This window comes from Labrenzia sp. THAF187b, assembly GCF_009363375.1.
In the GTDB taxonomy this organism is placed as follows: domain Bacteria; phylum Pseudomonadota; class Alphaproteobacteria; order Rhizobiales; family Stappiaceae; genus Roseibium; species Roseibium algicola.
The window spans coordinates 1,756,092-1,776,943 of record NZ_CP045344.1; the positions used below are offsets into that span (position 1 = coordinate 1,756,092).

19 protein-coding genes and 1 tRNA gene are annotated in these 20,852 nt (G+C 58.7%); 8 read left to right on the top strand and 12 right to left on the bottom strand.

Annotation, left to right across the window (positions count from 1 at the left end; translation table 11 throughout):
- Positions 1-89: 89 nt before the first annotated feature.
- From FIV03_RS08085 to FIV03_RS08105, 5 genes are all read left to right on the top strand, one after another.
- Complete coding sequence (locus FIV03_RS08085; protein ID WP_152509199.1) at positions 90-875, top strand: hypothetical protein; 786 nt, start codon at positions 90-92, stop codon at positions 873-875.
- 41 nt (positions 876-916) lie between these two features.
- A complete protein-coding gene (locus tag FIV03_RS08090; protein ID WP_152509200.1) occupies positions 917-1,804 on the top strand; it encodes a 4-hydroxy-3-methylbut-2-en-1-yl diphosphate synthase in 888 nt (295 codons plus the stop codon).
- 198 nt (positions 1,805-2,002) lie between these two features.
- Positions 2,003-2,785, top strand: coding sequence for a 3-hydroxybutyrate dehydrogenase (locus tag FIV03_RS08095; protein ID WP_152509201.1), 783 nt, complete (start codon positions 2,003-2,005; stop codon positions 2,783-2,785).
- 72 nt (positions 2,786-2,857) lie between these two features.
- Positions 2,858-3,871, top strand: coding sequence for a patatin-like phospholipase family protein (locus tag FIV03_RS08100; RefSeq protein ID WP_152509202.1), 1,014 nt, complete (start codon positions 2,858-2,860; stop codon positions 3,869-3,871).
- A 439-nt stretch (positions 3,872-4,310) separates the two neighbouring features.
- Positions 4,311-5,141 (top strand): pentapeptide repeat-containing protein, encoded by an 831-nt coding sequence (locus tag FIV03_RS08105; protein ID WP_152509203.1) that lies wholly within the window; start codon positions 4,311-4,313, stop codon positions 5,139-5,141.
- Between the two features lie 258 nt (positions 5,142-5,399).
- On the opposite strand, the gene FIV03_RS08110 is transcribed toward FIV03_RS08105, so the two are convergent.
- Entirely contained in the window at positions 5,400-6,200 is an 801-nt protein-coding gene (locus FIV03_RS08110; protein ID WP_152509204.1) for a MipA/OmpV family protein, read from the bottom strand.
- A gap of 228 nt (positions 6,201-6,428) precedes the next feature.
- Here FIV03_RS08110 and FIV03_RS08115 point away from each other — a divergent pair, with 228 nt between their 5' ends.
- Positions 6,429-6,725 (top strand): YggT family protein, encoded by a 297-nt coding sequence (locus tag FIV03_RS08115; RefSeq protein ID WP_023002770.1) that lies wholly within the window; start codon positions 6,429-6,431, stop codon positions 6,723-6,725.
- Positions 6,726-7,165: 440 nt separating this feature from the next.
- Here FIV03_RS08115 and FIV03_RS08120 read toward each other — a convergent pair whose 3' ends face one another.
- From FIV03_RS08120 to FIV03_RS08155, 8 genes are all read right to left on the bottom strand, one after another.
- A complete protein-coding gene (locus FIV03_RS08120) occupies positions 7,166-8,020 on the bottom strand; it encodes a DUF6615 family protein (RefSeq protein ID WP_152509205.1) in 855 nt (284 codons plus the stop codon).
- A 47-nt stretch (positions 8,021-8,067) separates the two neighbouring features.
- On the bottom strand, positions 8,068-8,799 hold the full coding sequence (locus FIV03_RS08125) for a hypothetical protein (protein ID WP_152509206.1): 732 nt from the start codon (positions 8,797-8,799) through the stop codon (positions 8,068-8,070).
- Positions 8,800-9,091: 292 nt separating this feature from the next.
- Positions 9,092-11,572, bottom strand: a complete 2,481-nt coding sequence (locus tag FIV03_RS08130) for a DUF4238 domain-containing protein (RefSeq protein ID WP_152509207.1) — start codon at positions 11,570-11,572, stop codon at positions 9,092-9,094.
- A gap of 388 nt (positions 11,573-11,960) precedes the next feature.
- Positions 11,961-13,340 (bottom strand): DUF5624 domain-containing protein, encoded by a 1,380-nt coding sequence (locus FIV03_RS08135; protein WP_152509208.1) that lies wholly within the window; start codon positions 13,338-13,340, stop codon positions 11,961-11,963.
- Positions 13,341-13,775: 435 nt separating this feature from the next.
- Positions 13,776-13,967 (bottom strand): Trm112 family protein, encoded by a 192-nt coding sequence (locus FIV03_RS08140; RefSeq protein WP_031270137.1) that lies wholly within the window; start codon positions 13,965-13,967, stop codon positions 13,776-13,778.
- Between the two features lie 41 nt (positions 13,968-14,008).
- Complete coding sequence (locus tag FIV03_RS08145) at positions 14,009-14,686, bottom strand: LON peptidase substrate-binding domain-containing protein (RefSeq protein WP_023002780.1); 678 nt, start codon at positions 14,684-14,686, stop codon at positions 14,009-14,011.
- Positions 14,687-14,770: 84 nt separating this feature from the next.
- Positions 14,771-15,772, bottom strand: a complete 1,002-nt coding sequence (trxA, locus tag FIV03_RS08150; RefSeq protein ID WP_173013807.1) for a thioredoxin — start codon at positions 15,770-15,772, stop codon at positions 14,771-14,773.
- A 139-nt stretch (positions 15,773-15,911) separates the two neighbouring features.
- Positions 15,912-16,433 carry a prolyl-tRNA synthetase associated domain-containing protein gene (locus tag FIV03_RS08155; RefSeq protein WP_023002782.1) on the bottom strand — a complete coding sequence of 174 codons (522 nt, stop codon included), beginning with the start codon at positions 16,431-16,433 and terminating at the stop codon, positions 15,912-15,914.
- Positions 16,434-16,677: 244 nt separating this feature from the next.
- Between FIV03_RS08155 and FIV03_RS08160 the strand changes: the two genes are divergently transcribed.
- Both FIV03_RS08160 and FIV03_RS08165 read left to right on the top strand, forming a co-directional pair.
- Positions 16,678-16,752 (top strand) — tRNA-Gly (locus FIV03_RS08160).
- Positions 16,753-17,248: 496 nt separating this feature from the next.
- Positions 17,249-18,280 (top strand): urea transporter, encoded by a 1,032-nt coding sequence (locus FIV03_RS08165; RefSeq protein ID WP_152509209.1) that lies wholly within the window; start codon positions 17,249-17,251, stop codon positions 18,278-18,280.
- 13 nt (positions 18,281-18,293) lie between these two features.
- Here the strand turns inward: FIV03_RS08165 and FIV03_RS31840 are convergent, their stop codons facing one another.
- The 3 genes from FIV03_RS31840 to FIV03_RS08175 form a co-directional block, all read right to left on the bottom strand.
- Entirely contained in the window at positions 18,294-18,422 is a 129-nt protein-coding gene (locus FIV03_RS31840; protein WP_286202274.1) for a hypothetical protein, read from the bottom strand.
- Positions 18,423-18,570: 148 nt separating this feature from the next.
- Complete coding sequence (locus FIV03_RS08170; protein WP_286202303.1) at positions 18,571-19,587, bottom strand: Gfo/Idh/MocA family oxidoreductase; 1,017 nt, start codon at positions 19,585-19,587, stop codon at positions 18,571-18,573.
- A 121-nt stretch (positions 19,588-19,708) separates the two neighbouring features.
- Positions 19,709-20,494 (bottom strand): ThuA domain-containing protein, encoded by a 786-nt coding sequence (locus tag FIV03_RS08175; RefSeq protein ID WP_152509211.1) that lies wholly within the window; start codon positions 20,492-20,494, stop codon positions 19,709-19,711.
- Positions 20,495-20,852 lie beyond the last annotated feature (358 nt).

Consider the following 20,852-nt stretch of genomic DNA (forward strand, 5'->3'; position numbering starts at 1 on the left):
TCGCGGACGTTGCCACATGGTTTTCAGCCCGCTATGAGCTTGCATGGGCCGGCCCTAACCGTCGGCCGTCTTGTTGTGGAAGGTGCTGCATGTTGAAACGGTTGCTGTCGGACTCTGTTTCCATTGTCTTTGGCAATCTGGAAACCGTGTTCAAGGTTTGTGGTGGCTGGTTTCTCCTGCAGTTTGTGCTGTCTCTCTTCATTCTGGCGAATGGCGCGCAGATCGATGAGGCGACCGCGCCTGAAGATATTTCCGGAACGACGGTCCTGCTGCTGGTAACGACCATGGTGATTGCCTTGTTATCGTCCGCTTCCATTTCGGTCGCCTGGCACCGGTTCGGTCTGTTGAACGAGCGGCCCGGACCGCTGCACTTTCGCGTCGGCGCTGTCGAGTTCCGTTTCATCGGGCAAATGCTTTTGCTGTCGCTGGCCGCGGTCGTTGTTGTGCTGCCTGCAGGGCTGGTGATTGGTGTGCTGTCGAGCCTGTTCAACAGCACCGCCATGACGGTGGTTTTGTGGATCGTCGCGATATTCATTCTCGCCCCGTTCCTGTTCCGCCTGAACCTCAGCCTGCCGGCCGTTGCCGTCGAGCGACCGCTCGGCTTCAGTCAGATGCTTCAGTTCGGAAAGGGCCTCGGCATGCCGATGTTTCTGGCCGCACTTATCCTGATCCTGCCGTTTGTCGTCGTTGGCGAAGCGCTGCAATATGTCCTTGGTCTTTTGTCCGGAGGCCTTCCGGCAGCCCTCATCCAGATGAAGATCCTGGTGCTGAACGTGCTGGTGCAGATCATCGTCACGGTGCTGGGTATCTCGATCCTGACGGCGGGTTACCGGATCGCGATGGAACGGCCGGAGGGGGCTGGTGCGCCGGCCTGAATCGCGTATCCTGCGGCCGTTGCAAGCAACCGGAGCAGACCATGTTTTTCACCGTTCTGGAACGTTCGCTGTCGTTGGCGCAGCATAATTTCGGGACGCTTCTGAAAACCGGCTGGGCCTATATCCTGCTCCTGGTCGCCCTGAATTTCGCCATCGGCGGCTCGCTGATGCCGGAAAGCGGCTTCAAGACCGTTTCCTACATGACCGAGCCGGTCGCCGCTGCCGATGAAGGCGCACTCAGGGCGCTGGCCGCCATTGCCAACCTGCTGGTCGGCTTTTCCATTGCCATTGCCTATGTCCGGCGCATTCTGATCGACGCGCGGGATTTTCCTGTTACCTTCGGGGCGCGCAACATACGCGTCATTCTCAACCAGATCGTCCTCAGCCTGATCGGCGCCCTGTCACTGATACCGCTGGTGATTGTTTCCCTGCTGCTGGCTGCAGTCACGGCGGGCATCGGGCTGCTGCTTCTGTTTCTGGCGCCGTTCATTGCACTGATGGTGGTGCAACGCTTTTCCGTCGTGCTGCCGGCATCGGCGGTGGACGATCCGCTGACGCTCAAGGAAAGCTGGCAGGCAACGTCCGGGCTCGGCTGGGCCATGGCCTTTGCGGCGCTGGTGATGAGCCTGCTTGCAGGTTTGCTGGTCGGCATCTGGGCGGTCGTTCTTGGCGTTAGCGATGGATTGATGCCTGCCAGCGTCTTGTGGCAGCAGATCCGTTCGGCGGTCTTTCCGATGGGCACCATGCTGATCCTGGTCTGGGCGTTTGCCAGCCTGCACGCGACCTTCTACGGCCTGATCCGCGAACGCTTTGCCGCGCAACTCGGACTTCGACAGGAAGATCTTTCCAAAGTGGAGGAAACGCGGGATGCCGCCAGGGCCCGTGCACGCAAGGCGCTTGACGGGGCGCAGCGCATGAACCGGCGCTGATGAAGGCAACATGGATCAAATTTCATCATTCCGATGTTGCAGTGCGGCGATAACTGGTCGAATGTGTGCCTGAAATTTTCTGTTCTGACGCCTTGTTGCCTTCCGTGGAAGGCAGAACGAGGTCAAGCCTTTCAACGATCCGTTTCCGGATGGCCGGACACTCCCGGCCGATGATCCGCCGATCAAGGGAGATCCCAAATGCTTGCCAACAAAACCGCCGTCATCACCGGATCCACTTCGGGCATCGGGCTCGGATGCGCCCGCGCCTTCGCGGAAAAAGGCGCCAATGTCGTGATCAACGGGTTGGGCGATACCAATGAGATCGAAAAGACCCGGGCCGCTATCGAGGCGGATTTCGGGGTGCGCTGCACCTATTCGCCGGCAAACATGCTGAAGGGCGACGAGATCGCCGGCATGATCGCCGATGCGGAAAAGGAATTCGGCGGTGTCGATATCCTGGTCAACAATGCCGGCATCCAGTTCGTGTCGCCGGTCGACGAATTCCCGGTCGACAAGTGGGATGCCATCATCGCCATCAACCTGACGTCCGCCTTCCATGCGATCCGTGCCGCGCTGCCCGGCATGAAGTCCAAGGGCTGGGGACGGATCATCAACACGGCTTCCGCCCACGCGCTGGTCGCCTCGCCCTACAAGTCCGCCTATGTGGCCGCCAAGCACGGCATTGCCGGTCTCACCAAGACCGTGGCGCTGGAAGTCGCGCAGCAGGGTATCACCGTCAACGCCATCTGCCCGGGCTATGTCTGGACACCGCTGGTGGAAGCGCAGATCCCCGACACAATGAAGGCGCGCAACATGACCGAAGAGCAGGTCAAGAACGACGTCATGCTAGCCGCGCAGCCGACGAAGCAGTTCGTGACCATCGAACAGGTGGCGGGCTACGCGGTGTTCCTGTGCTCCGATACGGCATCGTCGATCACCGGCTCGATCCTGCCCATCGATGGCGGCTGGACCGCACACTGATCCACGCTGCTCGCGGTGCGGGCTGATGCCTGCCCGCGACCATCGCCGAACCACCGGAACAAGGGAGCCGTCATGGCCGCGCCTAAGAAGATCAACCTTGCCCTTCAAGGTGGCGGCGCACACGGCGCCTTCACCTGGGGCGTTCTGGACTGGTTCCTGGAAGACAAGCGGCTGAAGATCGACGCCATCAGCGGCACGTCGGCCGGTGCCATGAATGCGGTGGTGCTTGCCGGCGGCATGCAGGACGGCGGCGAAGACGGTGCGAGAGCGCGCCTTGAAGCTTTCTGGTACGAGGTCAGCCGGCAGGCCAAATACAGCCCGATCCAGCGCTCGCCGCTGGACGTGTTCCTGGGGGAGTGGAGCCTCGATCATTCCCCCAGCTATCTGTTCTTCGATGTGCTGACGCGGTTTGCGTCGCCTTACGAATTCAATCCGCTCAACGCCAATCCGCTGCGCGATGTCCTGGAAAAAACCGTCGATTTCGACCGTGTTCACCAATGCGAACACATGAAGATCTTCGTTTCGGCAACCAACGTCTTCACCGGCAAGATCCGGGTGTTCAGCGAAAAGGAAGTCACGCTGGATGCGGTGATGGCATCCGCGTGTCTGCCGCAGGTGTTCCAGGCGGTGGAAATCGAGGGCGAGCCCTATTGGGATGGCGGCTACATGGGCAATCCGCCACTCTATCCGCTGTTCTACGACACCGACACGCCGGATGTGATGCTCATCCAGATCAACCCGATCGAACGGCGCAAGGTGCCGAAGACCGCGCGGGAGATCGTCAACCGGCTCAACGAGATCACCTTCAATTCCACGCTTCTTCGCGAGCTCCGGGCCATCGACTTCGTCACGCGCCTGATCGAGGAAGGCAAGCTGTCGAGCGAGGAATACATGAAGGTCAACATGCACCGGATTTCCGCCGGGGAGCTGAAGCCGCTGCAAGCCTCGTCGAAACTCAACGCCGAATGGGCGTTTCTCACCGATCTCAGGGACCTTGGGCGCAAGACCGCGCAGGAATGGCTCGAGCGGCACTATGACGACATCGGCAAGCGCTCGACCATCGACGTCAAGGAAGAGATTTCCTGACGGGCGGCCGGCTCAGTTTCTTAACCTTTTGTTAGCCGTGTTTGCAGGTGGCGTTGCAATTTGCAATGCAGCAGATGTGAAGAAAGTCTAAACGGAATCAGCATCTTGTGTCAGGCGGGTTTAACTGAACCAGATCTGGTTTGAATGGCTTTGAAAACAAATTGGCAAGGCTTTTGCGTTTTGATTGGCACGCTGATTGTCAGGTAGTGCGTCGTCAGCGCTTAGATGGACGGAAGGAGTGGGCACTCGCGACCCCGCCTGCTTCTTCCCTCCCTCCCTTGCTTCCCGGCGATGATGCCCGCCCTGCGGCAAAGGATCGCCACGATGTGAAGCGGATCTGCCTCATTTTCTCACTTTTTCAATCTTCTGATCGGATACAGTCCTTCAACCGCCACAAGTGCGACCTATCTTTAGGTGGAGATTGGCAAAGGGATTCGCGATGAAAAACAGGGTGACCCGGGTTCTTGCAGGCTGCGTTGGCGCAATGGCCCTTCTGGCGGCAGCCGGTGGAGCACAGGCTGGCAGCGACGCAGAGCGCATGGCCGAGATCAAGGAAAAGGGCGGTTGCCCCGGTTGCGATCTTCGGCTGGCGGAACTTCGTGGTCTGGTTCTTGAGAACGGCGATTTCGGCCGTGCCAATCTGCGGGAAGTCGACCTCAAGGAAGCCCTTTTGAAAGACGCGAACTTCAAGGGCTCCGATTTCCGGCGGACGGAAGCCGAGCGGGCGGATTTCTCCGGCAGCGATTTTTCCGGTGCGAACATGCGCTCCGTCGATCTTGAAAAAGCCAATCTGAACAAATCGAATTTCCAGGATGCGGACCTTCGGGACGCGGATCTGAACACGGTTGAGGCAAATGGAGCCGTTTTCGACGGCGCGGACATGCGCAATGTCCTGTTGACCCGGTCGATTGCGGACGCGGCTTCCTTCAAGGGTGCCAAGATGGATGATGCCAACCTTGAGCGCGTGGACCTGAATGGCGCCAACTTCCAGGATGCCCGCATGCGCCAGGCCAAGCTCGACAGGGTCAAGGCTCATAACGCCAATTTTTCCGGGGCGGATTTCACCGGCGTACGGCTGGTCAGTTCCGACCTGACGGGCGCAAATCTGAAGGGTGTTGATTTCGACGGCGCTCTACTGCGCCGTACCCGTCTCGCCGGGGCGGACCTGTCGGGTGCCTATAATCTCGACCCCAGCCGCATCCTCGGTGCCTGCGGCGACGAGAACACCAAGCTGCCGAACGGCATCAAGCTCGTCCCCTGCGCCTACTAGGTGCCTCCGAGCGGTTCTCCGTCCATCCGACTTGCCACTTCGCAAAGTGAGCGTTCCGGCTTTACCGAAACGCGTACACGGGTTGCGCAATGATCATGCCTGCAGGACAGGTCAAGCCGGCTTGATCTGAACAACTTTCATGCGTTCCCGGGGTGAATGTCCCGAACAGGCTGGTCATCCGGCATGTCGGTCGACCGGAAACAAAAAATGCTGCCACACGTGGTGCGGCAGCATCTTGAACATTGCGGAAACGGCTTCCTAGAACAGGTCGAAGGCGAAACGGTAGGTGACGCCGGCACCGATGCTGAACTGGTTTTCGCTGCCGTTCTTGGCGATCGGGCTGTCCGCCGCGTCGCCAACCAGCCGGTCATAGCCACCTTGCAGGTGCAGGCGGACGTCGTCGTTGAAATCGTAGCTGGCGCGGGCCGCCAGGCCGACGCTCTTGAAGCCGGCGCTCGGGTTGAACTTCGTCAGGCGGCCACCACTGTTGGCTGCTTCGGTCGAGCTCACGCCGAAATAGGTGTCCATGTATTCGTCAGAGGCAAAGCCTGCACGCGGACCGAAGCTGACTTCCCACTTTTCAGCGGGATAGACGATGCCGTCGAGGCCGAGCTGACCAACCTGGCCCGTGTGCCCGTTGATGCCCTGACGCAGTTCGGCGAAAGCGCGGAAATGCTCGGTGCGGAAACCACCGCCGAGACCGAGTTCAAGCGCCCAATCGATGGTGTTGGTGCCGGTCAGATCGGTGCTGTCGCTGGCCTTGCGTTCGCCGATGAAGTTGAACGACGGGTAGAAGAACACACCGGACTTGCGGCGGCCGTCGACAACCTGGCCAAGGCCGGGGAAGTAGAAGCGGCCGACCGAAACGATCGGGAAGGGGTAGACCAGATAGGAGTCTGCAGCCTCGTAACGCGGCTGGACAATGGCGCCGACACCGAGGTCAACCACGAACTGGCGGGTCGCATCCTGCTCAGACAGGTCTCCACTCTGCGCCAGAGCGGCTCCAGACACAGCGCTTAGAGCAAGCGCCAGCGCGGCGCGCGTCATCAACTTGAACATTCAACCCCATCCGACAAGGAATTCCGTTGGCAGGAAGATAGCACGAGAAGAGCTTACACAAACCCTAAGCTGAGAGGGTTTTGCCGGACTGTTGCATTTCCGCACCGCCCAGTTGCTGGTGCGAAGCTTAAGCACAATCAAATGTCGGTGACGCTGCCGTCTTGCAGCAAGGCTGTCAGGAAGCTACATGAGGGCAAGACCAGATTTCGAACGGCAACGGACCGGACCATGACCGCACTCTTCAACGTGATACTGCTCGCCCTGGAACTCTACACGTATGTGATTATCGCCAGCGCGATCTTCTCCTGGCTCTATGCCTTCAACATCGTCAATTCGAGCAATCAGATCATCAATTCCATTGGCCGGGTTCTCTACAATCTGACGGAGCCTGCGCTCAGGCCGATCCGGCGGTTCCTGCCTGATCTCGGCGGTGTCGATATTTCTCCGGTGATCCTGCTGCTGGCGATCATCTTTGTCCGCCAGCTGATCATCCTGAACATCCTGCCGATGTTCCGCGGCTACTGACGCCCTCACCATGAAGAGCCCGGCCGATTTGCCGGGCTTCAATCGGTTGCTCCAGCCTCTTCTTCCCAAGTGCTTCAAGCGCATTTGCATCGGAATGGCGGATCGCAACAGGATATTAAAAAAGCCCGGGTCAATCGCCCGGCCCCTAAACCCAAGTGTGGTTGCAAGCAAAACGGCTCCAGCGTTTAGCGAAGCAGACATTCGCGCCAGCTAGGCTCGCAGGCGCTTCCGGCCCAACGGGGCGTTCGATCAGTCTGTGGTGAAGTTCTGCTTGGAGGTCTTTCGAGACATTCGGTGTTTTTCACTCAACGACTTTTAAGGGCGGGGAGTGTGAATTCGCTGCGGACGGAACGAGTGTCTGAAACGGGGCCGAAAGTGGACTGGCAGCTTCGAGGTCCTACGTATCGATAGCTGCCGTTCAGATAGCGGCATCGAAATCTCTACCTGTTTGCCGCATCTGATCCGGTCTTCTCATTGGTATCACGAAGTATGACGACACCCGCGATGTCCGGCAGGTCATCCATTGCAGTGAAGTCGTCGCCATCTGCAATCCTAAGTGCGAATTCGACCATCGGATGCAGGCCACGCCGTAGGCCTAGATAATCCGGATCAAGCTTTTCGAGCGACGTTGTAAGGCGCAGCCGCGCAAGACCAGACGCGGCCCTCTCCGGTGTCCCGCTGCCGGGGCGTGTCCCTTGGCCGACGTTGCACAACAGGCAATGCAGGGGAATCGAATGGACACGGTGCACGTCGAACGATTCGTCTGGGAGCGCGCATGCGACAGCCGACGCTTCTGCCAGGCTGATGCCGAAGCCGAGCACCTGATTAGGATCATCGGATTGCAGCGACTGGCATTTTGGGGGCACGCGGCTCAGGTCAGTAACATGGTTGTAGAAGGCGTAAAGGGCTGGGACACCTTGGTTTCGCGCGGTGGCTAGTAACTGGTCGATCTGGCGAACCGGCGGCGTCCGCTTGCCGATATTGCGATTGATGCCTTTGTAAATCTGCTCAGCATCTTCAAGCCGCTTGGCTTGGACGAGGATAGTCAGCGACTGCGTCCCGTGAACGTTCACAAACGACCACAGCCAATCCGCACCGGTCTTGGCCTCTTGCGCCTTGTTGAACGCAACAACCTGAACTTGGCCGGGATACGCAGTCTTCAGATCAAGCAGGATCGTTTCGGTGATCGTCTCCTCATTGAATGGTAGACGCGAGCTTTTGGCTGCGCTCCGCTTCGCCCAAACCATACGCGACAAAGCCAAGAGGAATACCTGCTCTTGCGAGAGGCTACTCATGCGCGTCTCCCCTTGAAGTCGATAGTGCTCTCGCTCCGTTTATCCGGTTATTCGTCATTTTGCTCGGCCGCGAAAATGCCTTGCCATCGTTCGCGGATCTGTCCTATCCCAGCGTTGACAAGTGGTTCGAGGAAGTTAGCCGAGTTGTCGACAAGCCCTTCCGCAACTTGGTCTGCGGCCTCGCCGATTATCTTGCTGCCCAACGTTTTCAGCGCCCCTTTTATAACCGCCTTCACGCCGCGGTCAGGCGCGCCAGCATCGATCAAAGCACGCTTCACTGCCTCGTGTTGAGCGTCTGGAATGATGTTCAACATCAGGTCTGTGACTGTATCCAAGGGCGCGCGTACGAGCGCAGAATTAAATGAAGTGTCGGAGAAATGCCCTATTTCTCGGATCCTCTGGCGCAGGTGAGCGAGGGTTAGAGGGTTCTCGATCTCCATAACGAAATAATCGCCATCTTTGGCAAACTTCGTGTTGATCAGTGCATTTTTGATAAGCTCGTCGAGCCTATGCCGATCACTACCATACCGGCGTATTTCCAGATCGAAAATTAACTGCGAAGCCTTCGTCCGTGTGACCATTAGATCTGTCATCAGACTGTAGATAGTTGCTTCAGTCTGAAGGATGCCAAGATTGCGCATTAAATCAAAGACACGCAGTTCGATCTCTCGCTTGGGAAGTGAGCCAAATGCTGGCGTCATGAAGTCCTTGAGGAAGTGTTCAACTTCGGCCCTGAGTTCTTCTTCCCCGATCAATTCGAGCGCGCGCGCGATGTCCATTAAATCCGCTCCCAGAATAGCCTAAGCGACCGACAAGGTTCGGTGCAATTCCCTCGCTAGTGATCATAACACTAATGTGCGCTCTACAGTTGAGGAAGTTGGAAATGAAATGGCGATATGTATCTTGGTTGAAGCTGAGGCCTGCCTCAGCCAGCTTCTGAAGGAAAATTTGGGACCAAGTATTAGATTAATCGAAGTGACATTGAATGTCCTTTCCGGGGCCGAAAGCAGACCGGAAGCTCTCGATACAGAGCAAGCTCGAGCGGTCGTTAGACCGACGTGTGCTCTGGGCTCAGTGTACCCGAGATTTCGCGTTGTCCGCTCGTGGTGCAGTATCCCAACGCTCTATCAACGTCGCCATAGGAACGGAGTGCAAGTGATGCTCAGAGCTCGACATCAGCAATAGCCGATTGATGGTGTTGTCCTGAAAGCCACTGAACCGAAACGCGGTCGTAAGACGCGCCGCGATCGCGGGGACTTTGGCGTGCGCGATCAAGGATTTCATCGTGTCCCGCTGTCGCCGGAAGCGTGCAGCGAGCTGCGCCTCGAAATTAGGTTTCAGGTTCTCAGCGGAACGAGTGGCTGTGTACGAGAAGGCGGAACGGAAGAGCGATCCCATCCCGCGGAACGACGGGTCTTCGAATACGCGAAGTATCGCCTGGTGGCCCACAGGGAATCCGATCGGGGTAGACGCAATCTCGCGCTGCAACTGGATCAGGGCAGAGGTGGTGCCGAGATGGCGCCTGGCGAGCGCCGCTTGAAGCTCCTTCCAGCGGAAGGAACTGTCGGTCAGTATTTGAGCGCCGGTCGCCTGGGCCAGGTACATCGCCATCTCGAAGTTGGGGGCCATCTTCATCACTTCGAACTGGCCGCCATTCGTGAGAGAGTCTTCCTGTAAGATGGCTAGCGTGTCGTCAACCTTCATCTGTTCGACGAGGTCGACGAGTGTATTCATCGGCATCGGTTCGTCATCACCGGCCATCTTCAACATGCGCTCGGCGAGGGCTTCATTTGGCATGTTCAGCATCGTACGGCGCATGTCTTCTTGAATCACCGCCTCAAGCCTTGGGTCCTCGGCCGGACCGAGATTTATAGCCCGAGATCTGGCCTCAGCCATTGCCATCATCTGATCACGGAGGTGAAAATCGAAATCGCATGGATCCGGGATCAGGGTGATCAGCCCGGCCTCAACAAGCGGCATGAGCTGGAAGAAAGTCATCAGGGTCTTGAGAGCTTCGCCTCGGTACTTGCGAGGGTGCTCTGTGGGGCGCTTGTCTTCCTGCAGGGTCCGAGAGATTAAGAACGGGTTCTGGATGATGACCTCACCGAAATACAGAGGCGCCCCGAGCGCAAACTCCATTATCAGCTTGGGATGTAGCGATCCTGTATAGACCGAGCGCATCATGCCGTCCGGCTTGGGCAAGAGGGCTAGCAGGTCGGTCTCGAGCGGCCACAGGCCCTCGTACAGGCGATACATCAGGGCGATCTTGTCGTCGGTCATCTCGCGGCGGATCGTATCCCAATCCTTGGTCCTCAATTCGAAGAGCTTGGTCAGAGCGTCCATGAACATCATGTTGCGCTCACGGATGCTTTTCTCCGTCCACGACGTGCGTAGGTGCGCCGACTTATCCCGACAGCAATTCCCGAACGAGTGGCCGGATCCACAAGGACAGTATTCGCGTGGCCGGGGAAGAACCTTCGGCTTCTCCTTGAGCAGCCATTCCCGTGGCTTCTCGGTTCGCCCGAACTGGTCCTGATAGTAGACTTCTCCGTTTTCGAAGCTGGCATACATCTCTCCGCCGAACCGGTAGAGTTCGTCCGACGGCGGAAGGAAAGTCGTACGCAGGTCAGCCCAGGACTTGGACACCACCTTTTCAGGGAAAAGATCCTCCCGGCGGGAACCGGCGACATAGCGGTCAGCACGAGCCTTGATCACGAGGTTCACCTCGGCGACCTGATCGTCGGTCAGGTGCCGCTTCCTGATGAACTCAATCGTGGACACCATCGTGGACTGGTAGTTCCGCGCGAACGTCCGCTTCGCGTCGGGGTTAGTTTCGGGGTTCTTCGCGTATTCGAGGTTGGTCAGGATTAGGAGGTGATCCGGCTCCAACGGGAAAAGCGTCTGCGAGCCTTTGAGAGCGGTCGACGGATCTTCGGGATACCGGTTCCGGGCGTCGGACGGTGGTATGGCATGGTTATAAACGGTGATAGGGTGGTCGCTTACGATGAACTTGACGCCAGCCCGCTCCGCTGAGACGATCTCACGAACTCCGGTGGTCCAAGTCGTAATGTTGAACATACGGATACCCTGCATCTCGACCATCAACTGGTTCTGGGCGACGCCCGGCAAAATTTCGCTAACTCGACCGATCTCCGGATACTGCTGGCGTAGCCACGCGAGACCTTTGGGGGTTCGCAGCTTCTGGATGTCCAGGAATTCGAAGAGGTCCATGAAATGTTCATGCCAGGCACCTTGATCATCGCCGCAGAATGCCCGGACTGCGTCGGCACCTCGCCTATCGATGTCACCGAAAAACGTTCTCTCGATCTCATCGTTGACCCCGGCACCGAAGAATGTCGAGTAGAGGTCCTGCTCGACAAACGCCCGTGACGTAGGTGAATCGAAAAGGCAGCGCCCGCTAGCCGCCGTTCCGTCACGGCGTTTGAAAGTGGGTGGCTTCAGGTCAAGGAGGCAATGCGTGGTTTTCCCAGGCGTGAAGAACCTTTCCTGATACCATTGCGGGACATAGTGGTTCTTCCTGGTTACTGACATAAGTGCTCGCTGCGTCCGATACGGGATATCCAACCAGCCTGATTCGTTAATCGGCCGACCAATAATGTCCGTTATCAACAGTAGCGAGAAGCTTGCCGAATGTCAGGAATGGGGACGCGTTGCCGTCATTGATTGAGCACACGTCCAATGGCAGCTTTGGGGCCGTTTCTTTCATTTGATCTAAGGTCCGGATTGTCCGATCAGTTGCCATTCAAGGCCCTTGGCTTTTATTCGTCCGCGGTTCCCTGCGTGCTGAAACCACTCCGTACGGCAATTGGGAGACGAAGATCGGCGGCGCAGTCTGCGCGGTATTGCAGACCGATATGAAAATCGAACGCAGCGATGGCGGTTATGGCATTCACCGCAGTTCCCTTGACCGCAGGATACTCTAGGATTTCGGCTTGGGGTATCGCTTGACGCCCTTCGGGAACCCGGCGTTCACGCCGGGAATTTTCAGCGTGCTGGTGTCCCACCCGTTGGCTTTCAGCGCGCCCGGCAGCCAGAACCCAACCGAGTTTGACAGCAGCTGGTCACTGTTGATCAGCGAATACTTGAGCCGCATCATGAAGGCATCGATGTCATCCGCCGAGGTCAACGGGTAATCTCCGGGGATTTGCTTCGATAACACGGTCTCAATGTCGTCGACGTTGTAGAACGCATTCCGCGCGATCTGGGTGCGATTGTAGACACCCAGCCAAGCGGTCTGCGAATAGAAGCCATAAGTCGCGGCATCGAGATCGCTGGTAAACACTTCAAGCGGGCACTGTGTGATCACCGAAACCTTCGTGCAGGGGGCCACCGCATAGGGCATGATCAGGATGTTCTCTGCCCCGATCTTGCCGTCGCTCAAGACAGGCAGGGCCGCCGCAAGCTGGTTGGTCGACAAGGTCAGCCCCGCCCCATAATTGGTGCCGATGGGCATGTGCACCACAACACGGGCGTCAGCCCAGTTGATTGTGTCGGTGTTGTTGGCGATCATCATTTGCAACTCCTGGACACTGTTGAGTGCCGCCAGCATGAAGGTGCCGATCATCACGTTGTTGAACGGCACTTCATAGCGCTTGTCACCGCCATTGTAGAAATCTTCCGCGACCGACCTGGCGTCAAAATTCTTCACCTTCCCGGCACGGACACGTTGGACATAATCCAGCGCCATCCACATCCCATAGGTCATCATGGCGTTGATCTCGTCCGGGCGTTCCTTCCAGGAGGGCGCGTCCAGCTTGCTGATCCAGTCAGGGTTAAGCTTCAACTGCGATGCAGCATGGGCGATGCGGGTCTCGAGGTCCGACAACAGCTTGTCAAAGAGCGGAGAGTTGTCTGCCTTCAGCGCCGCAAGATAGGCCAGGGCGGGGCCAATGTGCGACAGCGCCGTCGCCTGCACGAAACCTGTGGCCGGGTCGTTGCGGGTGAGCACATGGTCCAGCAGCTTGCCAGCGGAGGCCTGTTTGCCGTCATAAACAAATACACCGTAGCCATTCACGATGACCAAGGGACCATCGGAGGCAATAGGGCCTGCCCCGCCGTTCTTGGCCACCACTTGCGCCAACGCCCAGCCGATGCTGGGGTTGTCTGCACTGCCTTGGCTGCGAGGGAAGATGTTGAAAAGGCAGGTGAACGTCGAATCCACGCTTGGCGGGGCGGCACAAGGATCGGTGCTTTGCGCCCTGAGAGGCAGGGCCAGGCCAAGGATCAAAACGAGAGCGAGCACGGGAACCGAATACAGACGCATATCAAAACCCCTTTGGCTGACTATGCGCGCAATCATACACACTCAAGATTGAGTTGGCATGGGAAGACCACACAAAGTTGTCTCCGGAATATGGTAAACCCAGTCGTTCCCTTATGTTGACTTCACATCAGGCTTGCTTGCGTTCTGACCCAAGGTCCGCTTTGTCCACTCTGCTGCCGTTCGTGCACGTCGCGACGAATGTCCGGTTCCCGTGCAACGAACGGCGGTTTTCAGGACAAGGCCGAGCGCTGGTGAATGATCAATTTGCGGGCGCGAGGCGGGCGATTTGCGTTCCTGCCAGCGCAGGGCCGGGGAAGCCGCAGTTTCTTGCTTGTTTCAGATTTTCAAAACATGTCCGAACCCCGAAGGCCCTGCAGGACCAAGGAGTTCGGCTTAATCTTTTACCTTACGCCCATTTTGTGGGTTAAGGGGCCGGGGTCAACCACCCGGGCTTTTTGCTGGCCGGTGGCTTCAGCCTTCCAGTTTGCGCGCCTCATCAGGCAGCATGATCGGGATGCCGTTACGGATCGGGTAGGCAAGCTTGGCGGTGCGCGAAATCAGCTCCTTGGCGTCCGCGTCATATTCCAGCGTGGTCTTGGTCACGGGGCAGACCAGCAGTTCCAGCAGCTTGCGGTCAACCGGGCGTTCGGTCGGTTCTGTCATCTGGGAGTGTCTTTCAGGTTGGAGCGCCATGTTCGGAGCACTCACTGCAAGGTGGTGCCGCCGTCATTCTGCGAGCGGGCAATGTCCATTTCGGTGATGGCAATCAGGGTTTCGGCACGGGTCTTCAGGTCGCGGGCTTCCAGAAGGGCCTGCTTTTCCTGCGGGCCGTAAGGGCACATCATGCACAGGGCGTTGACCAGCACCTCGGTTTCGGCTTCCGACACGCTTTGCCAGTCGGCTTCCAGGTTGTTGGCGTCCAGATAGTCGCGCAAGGTCCTCAGAAGGCTCGTCCGGTCGACTTCCTCCTCGCCCTGGCCGCACTTGAGGTCATGTGCAAAGGCGGAGAAATCGCACTCGATCTGGCGGAACCTGCTGTAGTCTTCAAGTTCGCGGCCAACGGCAAACCTGGTGATGCCCTGCAGCGTGATCAGGTACCGCCCGTCGCCGGTTTCCTGAAAGCTGGTGAGCCTTCCGACGCAGCCGACGCTGGCAAGAGCCGGATTGTCCGGATCGTCCGAATGACGGTCGGGTGAAGGCTGCACCATGCCGATCAGGCGGTTGCCGGCCAATGCGGCATCCACCATGTCGATATAGCGCTGCTCGAAGATGTTCAGCGGCAGCTGTGTGCGGGGCAACAGCAAAGCACCGGCAAGCGGAAACACAGGCAGGACCGGCGGCAGATCCGCGATGGTCTCGTAAATGGCATTTCCCGCCTGCATTCCAATGCCTTCTTTGTTTTCGTTATCGCAGCATGACTGCCAGCTTCGTGCTGTTTCCTAAATGTGTGTCAGTTGCGGCGGTCGTCAAGAAAACAGGACGGAGGAAAGCTTGCGACGGCCGTAGGCGCTGGCCGGATCCTTGAAACCCCAGGCTTCGAAGAACTGCAGCAACTGCTTGCGCGCGCCGTCCTCGTTCCACTCGCGGTCGCGGCGAACGATCTCGATCAGTTCGTCGACTGCGCCTTCCTTGTCGCCCTTGCCGTTGAGGCCAAGAGCCAGGTCGAAGCGGGCCTGCAGATCAAGCGGATCCTTGGCAATGCGGTCCTGAAGCTCGGCAAGGTCGCCGAGGGATGCGGCCTGTTCGGCCAGTTCCACCGCAGCCTTGGCCGCCACATAGGCTTCGTCGGAGTGTTTTTCTTCCGGAACCAGTTCCAATGCCTGCTTGGCCCGTTCCAGGTCGTCAGCACCGATATAACACTGTGCCAGGCCGGCAATCGCGGTCACGTTGTCCGGTTCCATCTGCATCACGGCGCCGAAAAGCTGGGCCGCCTGACCATAATCCTTGGCAAGCAGAAGCTCTGCGCCCTGCTCCAGGAAGGTGTCGGTCTGGCTGACCGGGGCAGGGCCGGCAACGCGCTCGATAAATGCCTGGATCTGGCTTTCCGGCTGTGCGCCCATGAAACCGTCCACCGGCTGGCCATCCTTGAAGGCCACCACGGCAGGAATCGACTGTATACCCATCTGGCCGGCAATTTCCGGATGGTCGTCAATGTTCATCTTGGCCAGCTTTACGCGGCCGCCGGCGGCTTTCACCGCAGCTTCGATGATCGGTGTCAGCTGCTTGCACGGACCGCACCAAGGTGCCCAGAAATCAACCAGAACCGGTTGCTGGCGGGAAGCTTCCATGACATCGGCCATGAAGGTCTGCGTCGTCACGTCAAAAATGAGGTCGCCTGCGGGGGCGTCGCCACCACCGTTGCCACCGCCCATGCCGCCGCCGCCCATTTGGCCGCCATAACCGCCACCCATGCTGGCGCCAAAGCCGCCGCCGACCTGGCCGCCGATGCTGTAATTGCCGTTGCTCATGTGCCGCCTCGAATTTTCCTGCCGGTGCCTGAGGCCTGCCGGCTCAAAGTGAATGCCGTTGAAGGGTTGATTTGGCCCATAACATGGAGCCACTGCGCGCGAAATACAAACGCCTTCGCCTGCCGAAAGTGGGTGACGGTTACAGGCCGGCTGCCTTGGCCTCTTCGCTGACCGCCAGAACCTGCGCCGTGTGGCCGCAAGCAGAGGCGAATTTCAGAAGGTCGGCTGCGGAGATCGCCGTCGTCGCGTTGTTCTTCAACGGGTGATAATTCAGCACTTCATGTTGCATCATGGCTGCGTCGAACACGGGCGTGACCCTTTGGGCTTCGCGGTCGTTGATCAGCGAGAAGGGCGTCACCGAACCCGGTTCCACGCCCAGCACCTCCATCAGAAGATCTGCATTGCCGAAAGATACGCGCCCTTGAGCGCCGATGATCTGGTGCACTTTCTTCAGGTCGATTTCCGCGTCGTGCAGGGCAACGATCAGAAACAGCCGTCCCTTCTTGTCCTTCACGAACAGGTTCTTGGTGTGGCCACCGGGAATGCGGTCATGCAGGTCGCCGGACTCGGCAACTGTAAAGACGGGCTCGTGATCCACCGTCGTGACAGGGATCCCGAGTTCCTCGAAATAGGCCAATAGGTCGTCGCGTGTCGCCGGCATGGGTTTTCCTGAGAATTTTGAGAGCTTTTGCGCTGTCTAACGCGATTTGGCTGCCGGCCACAAGAGGTGAAGGGTAGAAAAAGCGGCAGAAATCTGCGATTTTCCGGCTTTGATTTCACAGGAAATCCACAAATCGACGGCTAAAAAAATTTCTTCAATTTCGGTGTTGCAATCCGTCTCAGCATAGTTCATATACTGCGCCACCGACGCCGAGGCGGTCACCGCCACGGACCAGGGACGCTATGCGGGCGTAGCTCAGGGGTAGAGCACAACCTTGCCAAGGTTGGGGTCGTGGGTTCGAATCCCATCGCCCGCTCCAATTCGACCGAAGGGTCCAGAAAACCAGCATTCGAAAGAATGCTGGTTTTTTTGTTTTTGCTCCAGGATTGGCGGCTTGCCGCGCGCTATCGGCAGTATTTCAAGGTTCGTCTAAACATTGATACAAACCCGGCTCCCAAACTGAACGAAGTTGCAGTGGCCAGGGAGTAATGTCAGCGAGCATTATACGGAGAAGCCGGATAGCGGTTGTCTCCGTCTTTTGCTTTGCCTCAAGTACCCAACTTGGCTGCAGTGGAACCATTCGGTTCCGCTGCAGTTCCAGTGCCTGCCAGCGCTCGGCGTCCTGTGTCGCTCCATCCAGATCCTGCCCGGCACACTCCGAAGCTTTTCAGGCCCAAAGAGACTCGTTCGGAACCGGTTGTCCGGCACGTCCGGTCGCGTTTCAAAAAAACGATCTCTCCGCGGTCAATAGTACCGCGCCTTCTGCCGGGCCGTGTTACCGTGCCCGCGTGCCGCATGCAGTTGGGGGGAAGGCATTGAACGCATTGAAGGAACATCCGGTTTTCGGTTTTGTCGACTGGTGCCTGCGTGGCATCGGGCAGGTCGTGTTTCAGAACAATCCGGTCTCGGGTCTGATCATCCTGGGTGCGCTTTTCTTCAATTCGCCGATCTATGGCGCCATTGCCGTTTTCGGAGTGGTCATCTCCACCGCAACGGCAGTGTTGCTGCAGGCGGACAAGGGGCTGATCCGCGACGGGCTGTTCGGCTTCAACGGAGCGCTTGTCGCGCTGGCCTTGATTGCGTTTACAAGCGAGGATTTCCATTACGGCGCTGTTCCGTCCGTTTATCTGACGGTCTATATCGCGTTCGGTTCCGCCATGACGGCCATGGTCTTCACCAGTCTTGCAAATCTGCTTGGCCCGCATAGGGTCGCGCCGCTGACAATGCCGTTCGTGCTGGTCGGCTGGCTGTTCCTGTTTGCTGTCCTGAAGTTTCACAGCATCGATGCCGGCCCGCTCGCCAAGCCTGTCTCGCCCACCCAGTATGACGGCACGGTCCAGTACACTCTGGCGACCTGGTACAAGGGCATCGGCAATGCCATCGGCCAGATCTTCTTTCAGGACAACTGGATCAGCGGTTACCTGATCGTGCTCGGGATTGCGGTGAATTCGCGCATCAGCGCACTCATGGCACTGTTCGGGGCCAATGTGGCGGCCTTTGTCGCCGTTGTTTACGGCGCGCCGGAAGGGGCGATCAGTGACGGCCTGTTCGGTTATAACGCGGCCCTGACGGCGATCGCTCTCGGCGGTTTCTTCCTGGTGCTGACGCCTGCCTCTGCCCTTTACACGCTGTTTGCGGTCGTGCTGTCGACCTGGCTCTGGGCGTCCGTCGCGATCTTTCTGGAGCCCATCGGCATGCCGGTGCTCACCTCGACCTTCGTGATCGTGACCTGGCTGATGCTGATCGGCGTCAACGGATTTGCAGCCCTTGTTCCGGTTGCTCCGGCTGAAGCCGTTACGCCGGAGGCCAACCGCAGGCGTTATCTCAAGGCGTTGCGGGAAGGTTGAGCCGGCAGACAAGTCAGGCTCCATGCAGGCCGAGAAAGCTGGACTTGGATAGGTTGATACCTCCGACCAGCCTGTCGTCCTTCTCCAGTCTCTCCATCGTCGTTCCGGCCAGACGTAGCGTAAGCCGAGACCGGGGAGGCAAGAGCCTCTCCTGTTTCTTGATGCTGCCAGATCAGGGGCTCTCCGATCCCGGATCTTCGCTTCGCTGCGTCCGGGATGACGTTGGAGAGGGAGGTGTGTGAGCGGGTCTTTATTGAGCGGCTCCGCTCGCATTTCTCATGACGTCAGGCTCAGACTTTCAGAAAACAACCGTTTTCAGCGTTTGAGCGTTCGGCAAGGTCTAGGGCGACCTGAAGCCGGGCGCCGTGGTCGAAATCGGGGTCGGCCGGTGCGCCGGTCAGGATAGCGGCGGCAAACCGCTGGTAGACTGTCGGAACAGCGCCAACCTCGATGTCGGTCCAGGTCGCAGAAGAAAGATCTTCGCCCTGGCAGATGCGCAGGCCTTCGATGCCCTTTTCGAAACGCACTTCCAGGCCGCCCTTGTCGCCATAAAGGCGCAGGCGCAGGTCGTTCAGATGGCCGGAGGCAAACCTGGTGGCGCTGATCGTGCCGAGCGCACCGTTTTCCAGCTCGGCCTGCAGGGTGGCGCTGTCGTTGGCGTCGAGCGTGTATTCGCCGATCCTGCCGCCCTCTGCCTTGTCGAAGGTCTTCAGCCGGCAGGAAAGTTCGCTCACCGGGCTGCCGGCGGCGAAGATGACGAAGTCGAGGATATGGATGCCGACATCGCCGAGAACGCCCTTGGAACCGTGCGCGCTCGACAGGCGCCAGAGCCACTGGCTCTCGGTCTTCCAGTCCCCCCACGCCGGCTGCGTCAGCCAGCTTTGCAGGTAGGAAGCCTCGAAGTGACGAAGCGCACCGATGGCACCACCTGCAACCAGCTCGGCAGCCTTCTGCAGCACGGCAATATTGCGATAGCTCAGGTTGACCATGCCGATCAGCTTCTTCGCGCGGGCCAGATCCGCCATCTCCCGCGCATCGGTAGCGTTGGTCGCCAGGGGCTTTTCACACAGGACGTGCTTGCCCGCGGTCATCAGGGCCATCGTGGTCGGATGGTGCGCAGCGTCCGGCGTCACGTTGGCTGCAGCGTCAAAATCGCCCCAGGCAATTGCCTCTTCCAGCGTTGCGAAGCGGTTCGGAATGGCGAAGGTGTCGCAGAACTGGGTGAGCACGTCCGGGCGCTGGTCGACGCCGCCGACGATTTCAACGCCGTCGATCCTTGAAAAGGCATCCGCATGGGTACGCGCCATGTTGCCGGTGCCGACTATCAGGATCCGGAGAGGGTGTGCAGCAGAGGTCACGGAGATCTTCCTCAGCGTTTGAGGGCAGGACGGACCGGCGAAAGTCTGCCGGTCCGGAAGGGAAAGTGGATCAGCGGAAACCTTCTTCGCCGTCGGCGTGCAGCTTCGGACCGCGTTCCTCGATCTTTTCGGGAGCCGCTTCCACCGGAACATTGGGCGCAATGTTCGGGTCGGCGATCCGGGCCATCGGGTTGAACGCCCATTTGACGCCGTTCCTCAGCACCGTCTGCACATGGGTGTTGTGATAGGTCGGATAGGTTTCGTGCCCCGGGCGGAAGTAGAAGACGTTGCCCGCGCCGCGCTTGTAGGTGAGGCCCGAGCGGAAAACCTCGCCGCCCTGGAACCAGCTGATGAAGACCGTCTCCAGCGGTTCCGGCACACCGAAGGGCTCACCGTACATTTCTTCCATCTCCAGCTCGAAGCTGTCCGGAAGACCGTTGGTGATCGGATGGTTGCGGCTGGTCACCCACAGGCGCTCGCGCTCCCCGGCCTCGCGCCAGGTGAGATTGCACGGGCTGCCCATCAGGCGTTTGAACGGCTTGGCGAAATGGGCCGAATGCAGAAACACCATGCCCATGCCGGACCAGACGGCGTCGCAGACGCGCTCCACCACTTCGTCGGAAACGTCGCCATGGGCGGCGTGACCCCACCACAACAGCACATCCGTTTCGGCAAGGCGTTCCTTCGTCAAGCCGTGTTCGGGCTCCTGCAGGGTGGCGGTGGTGGCGGTGATATCGGGATCGGTGTTCAGCGTATCGGCAATGCACTGGTGCATGCCGTCCGGATAGACTCCCGCGACGATCTTGTTGTGCTGTTCATGGACGTTTTCGCCCCAGACCACGGCTCTGATCGGCATTTCAGCCTCTCCCGTTCTTCAGATGTTGGCAGAATTGTTGGCGAGCTAAGGATAGAAAGCGCTTTCTTTTGAAAAGTTCCTCCAAAGCGCTTTGGATAGCGCTAGCACCGAGGTTTTGTGCTGTCAATCGGAGGGGCTGTAATATTCGATCACAGTTCTCGCCGGTTTCTCCCCGGTTGGTACGCTCTGTGTTGTCGACAGATGTCCGTCGTTCAGGGCGGGGCCTCAAGGGCGGACACTGCCAAGGCGAAGAAGGGGTCGATCGGAACGAGATGGCTGGGGGCTGTGACCCACCGCCGCATTTCCAGTCAGGCCAGCTCATGAAAACATACCATATGTTATGGTTTGTTTTGGAGGA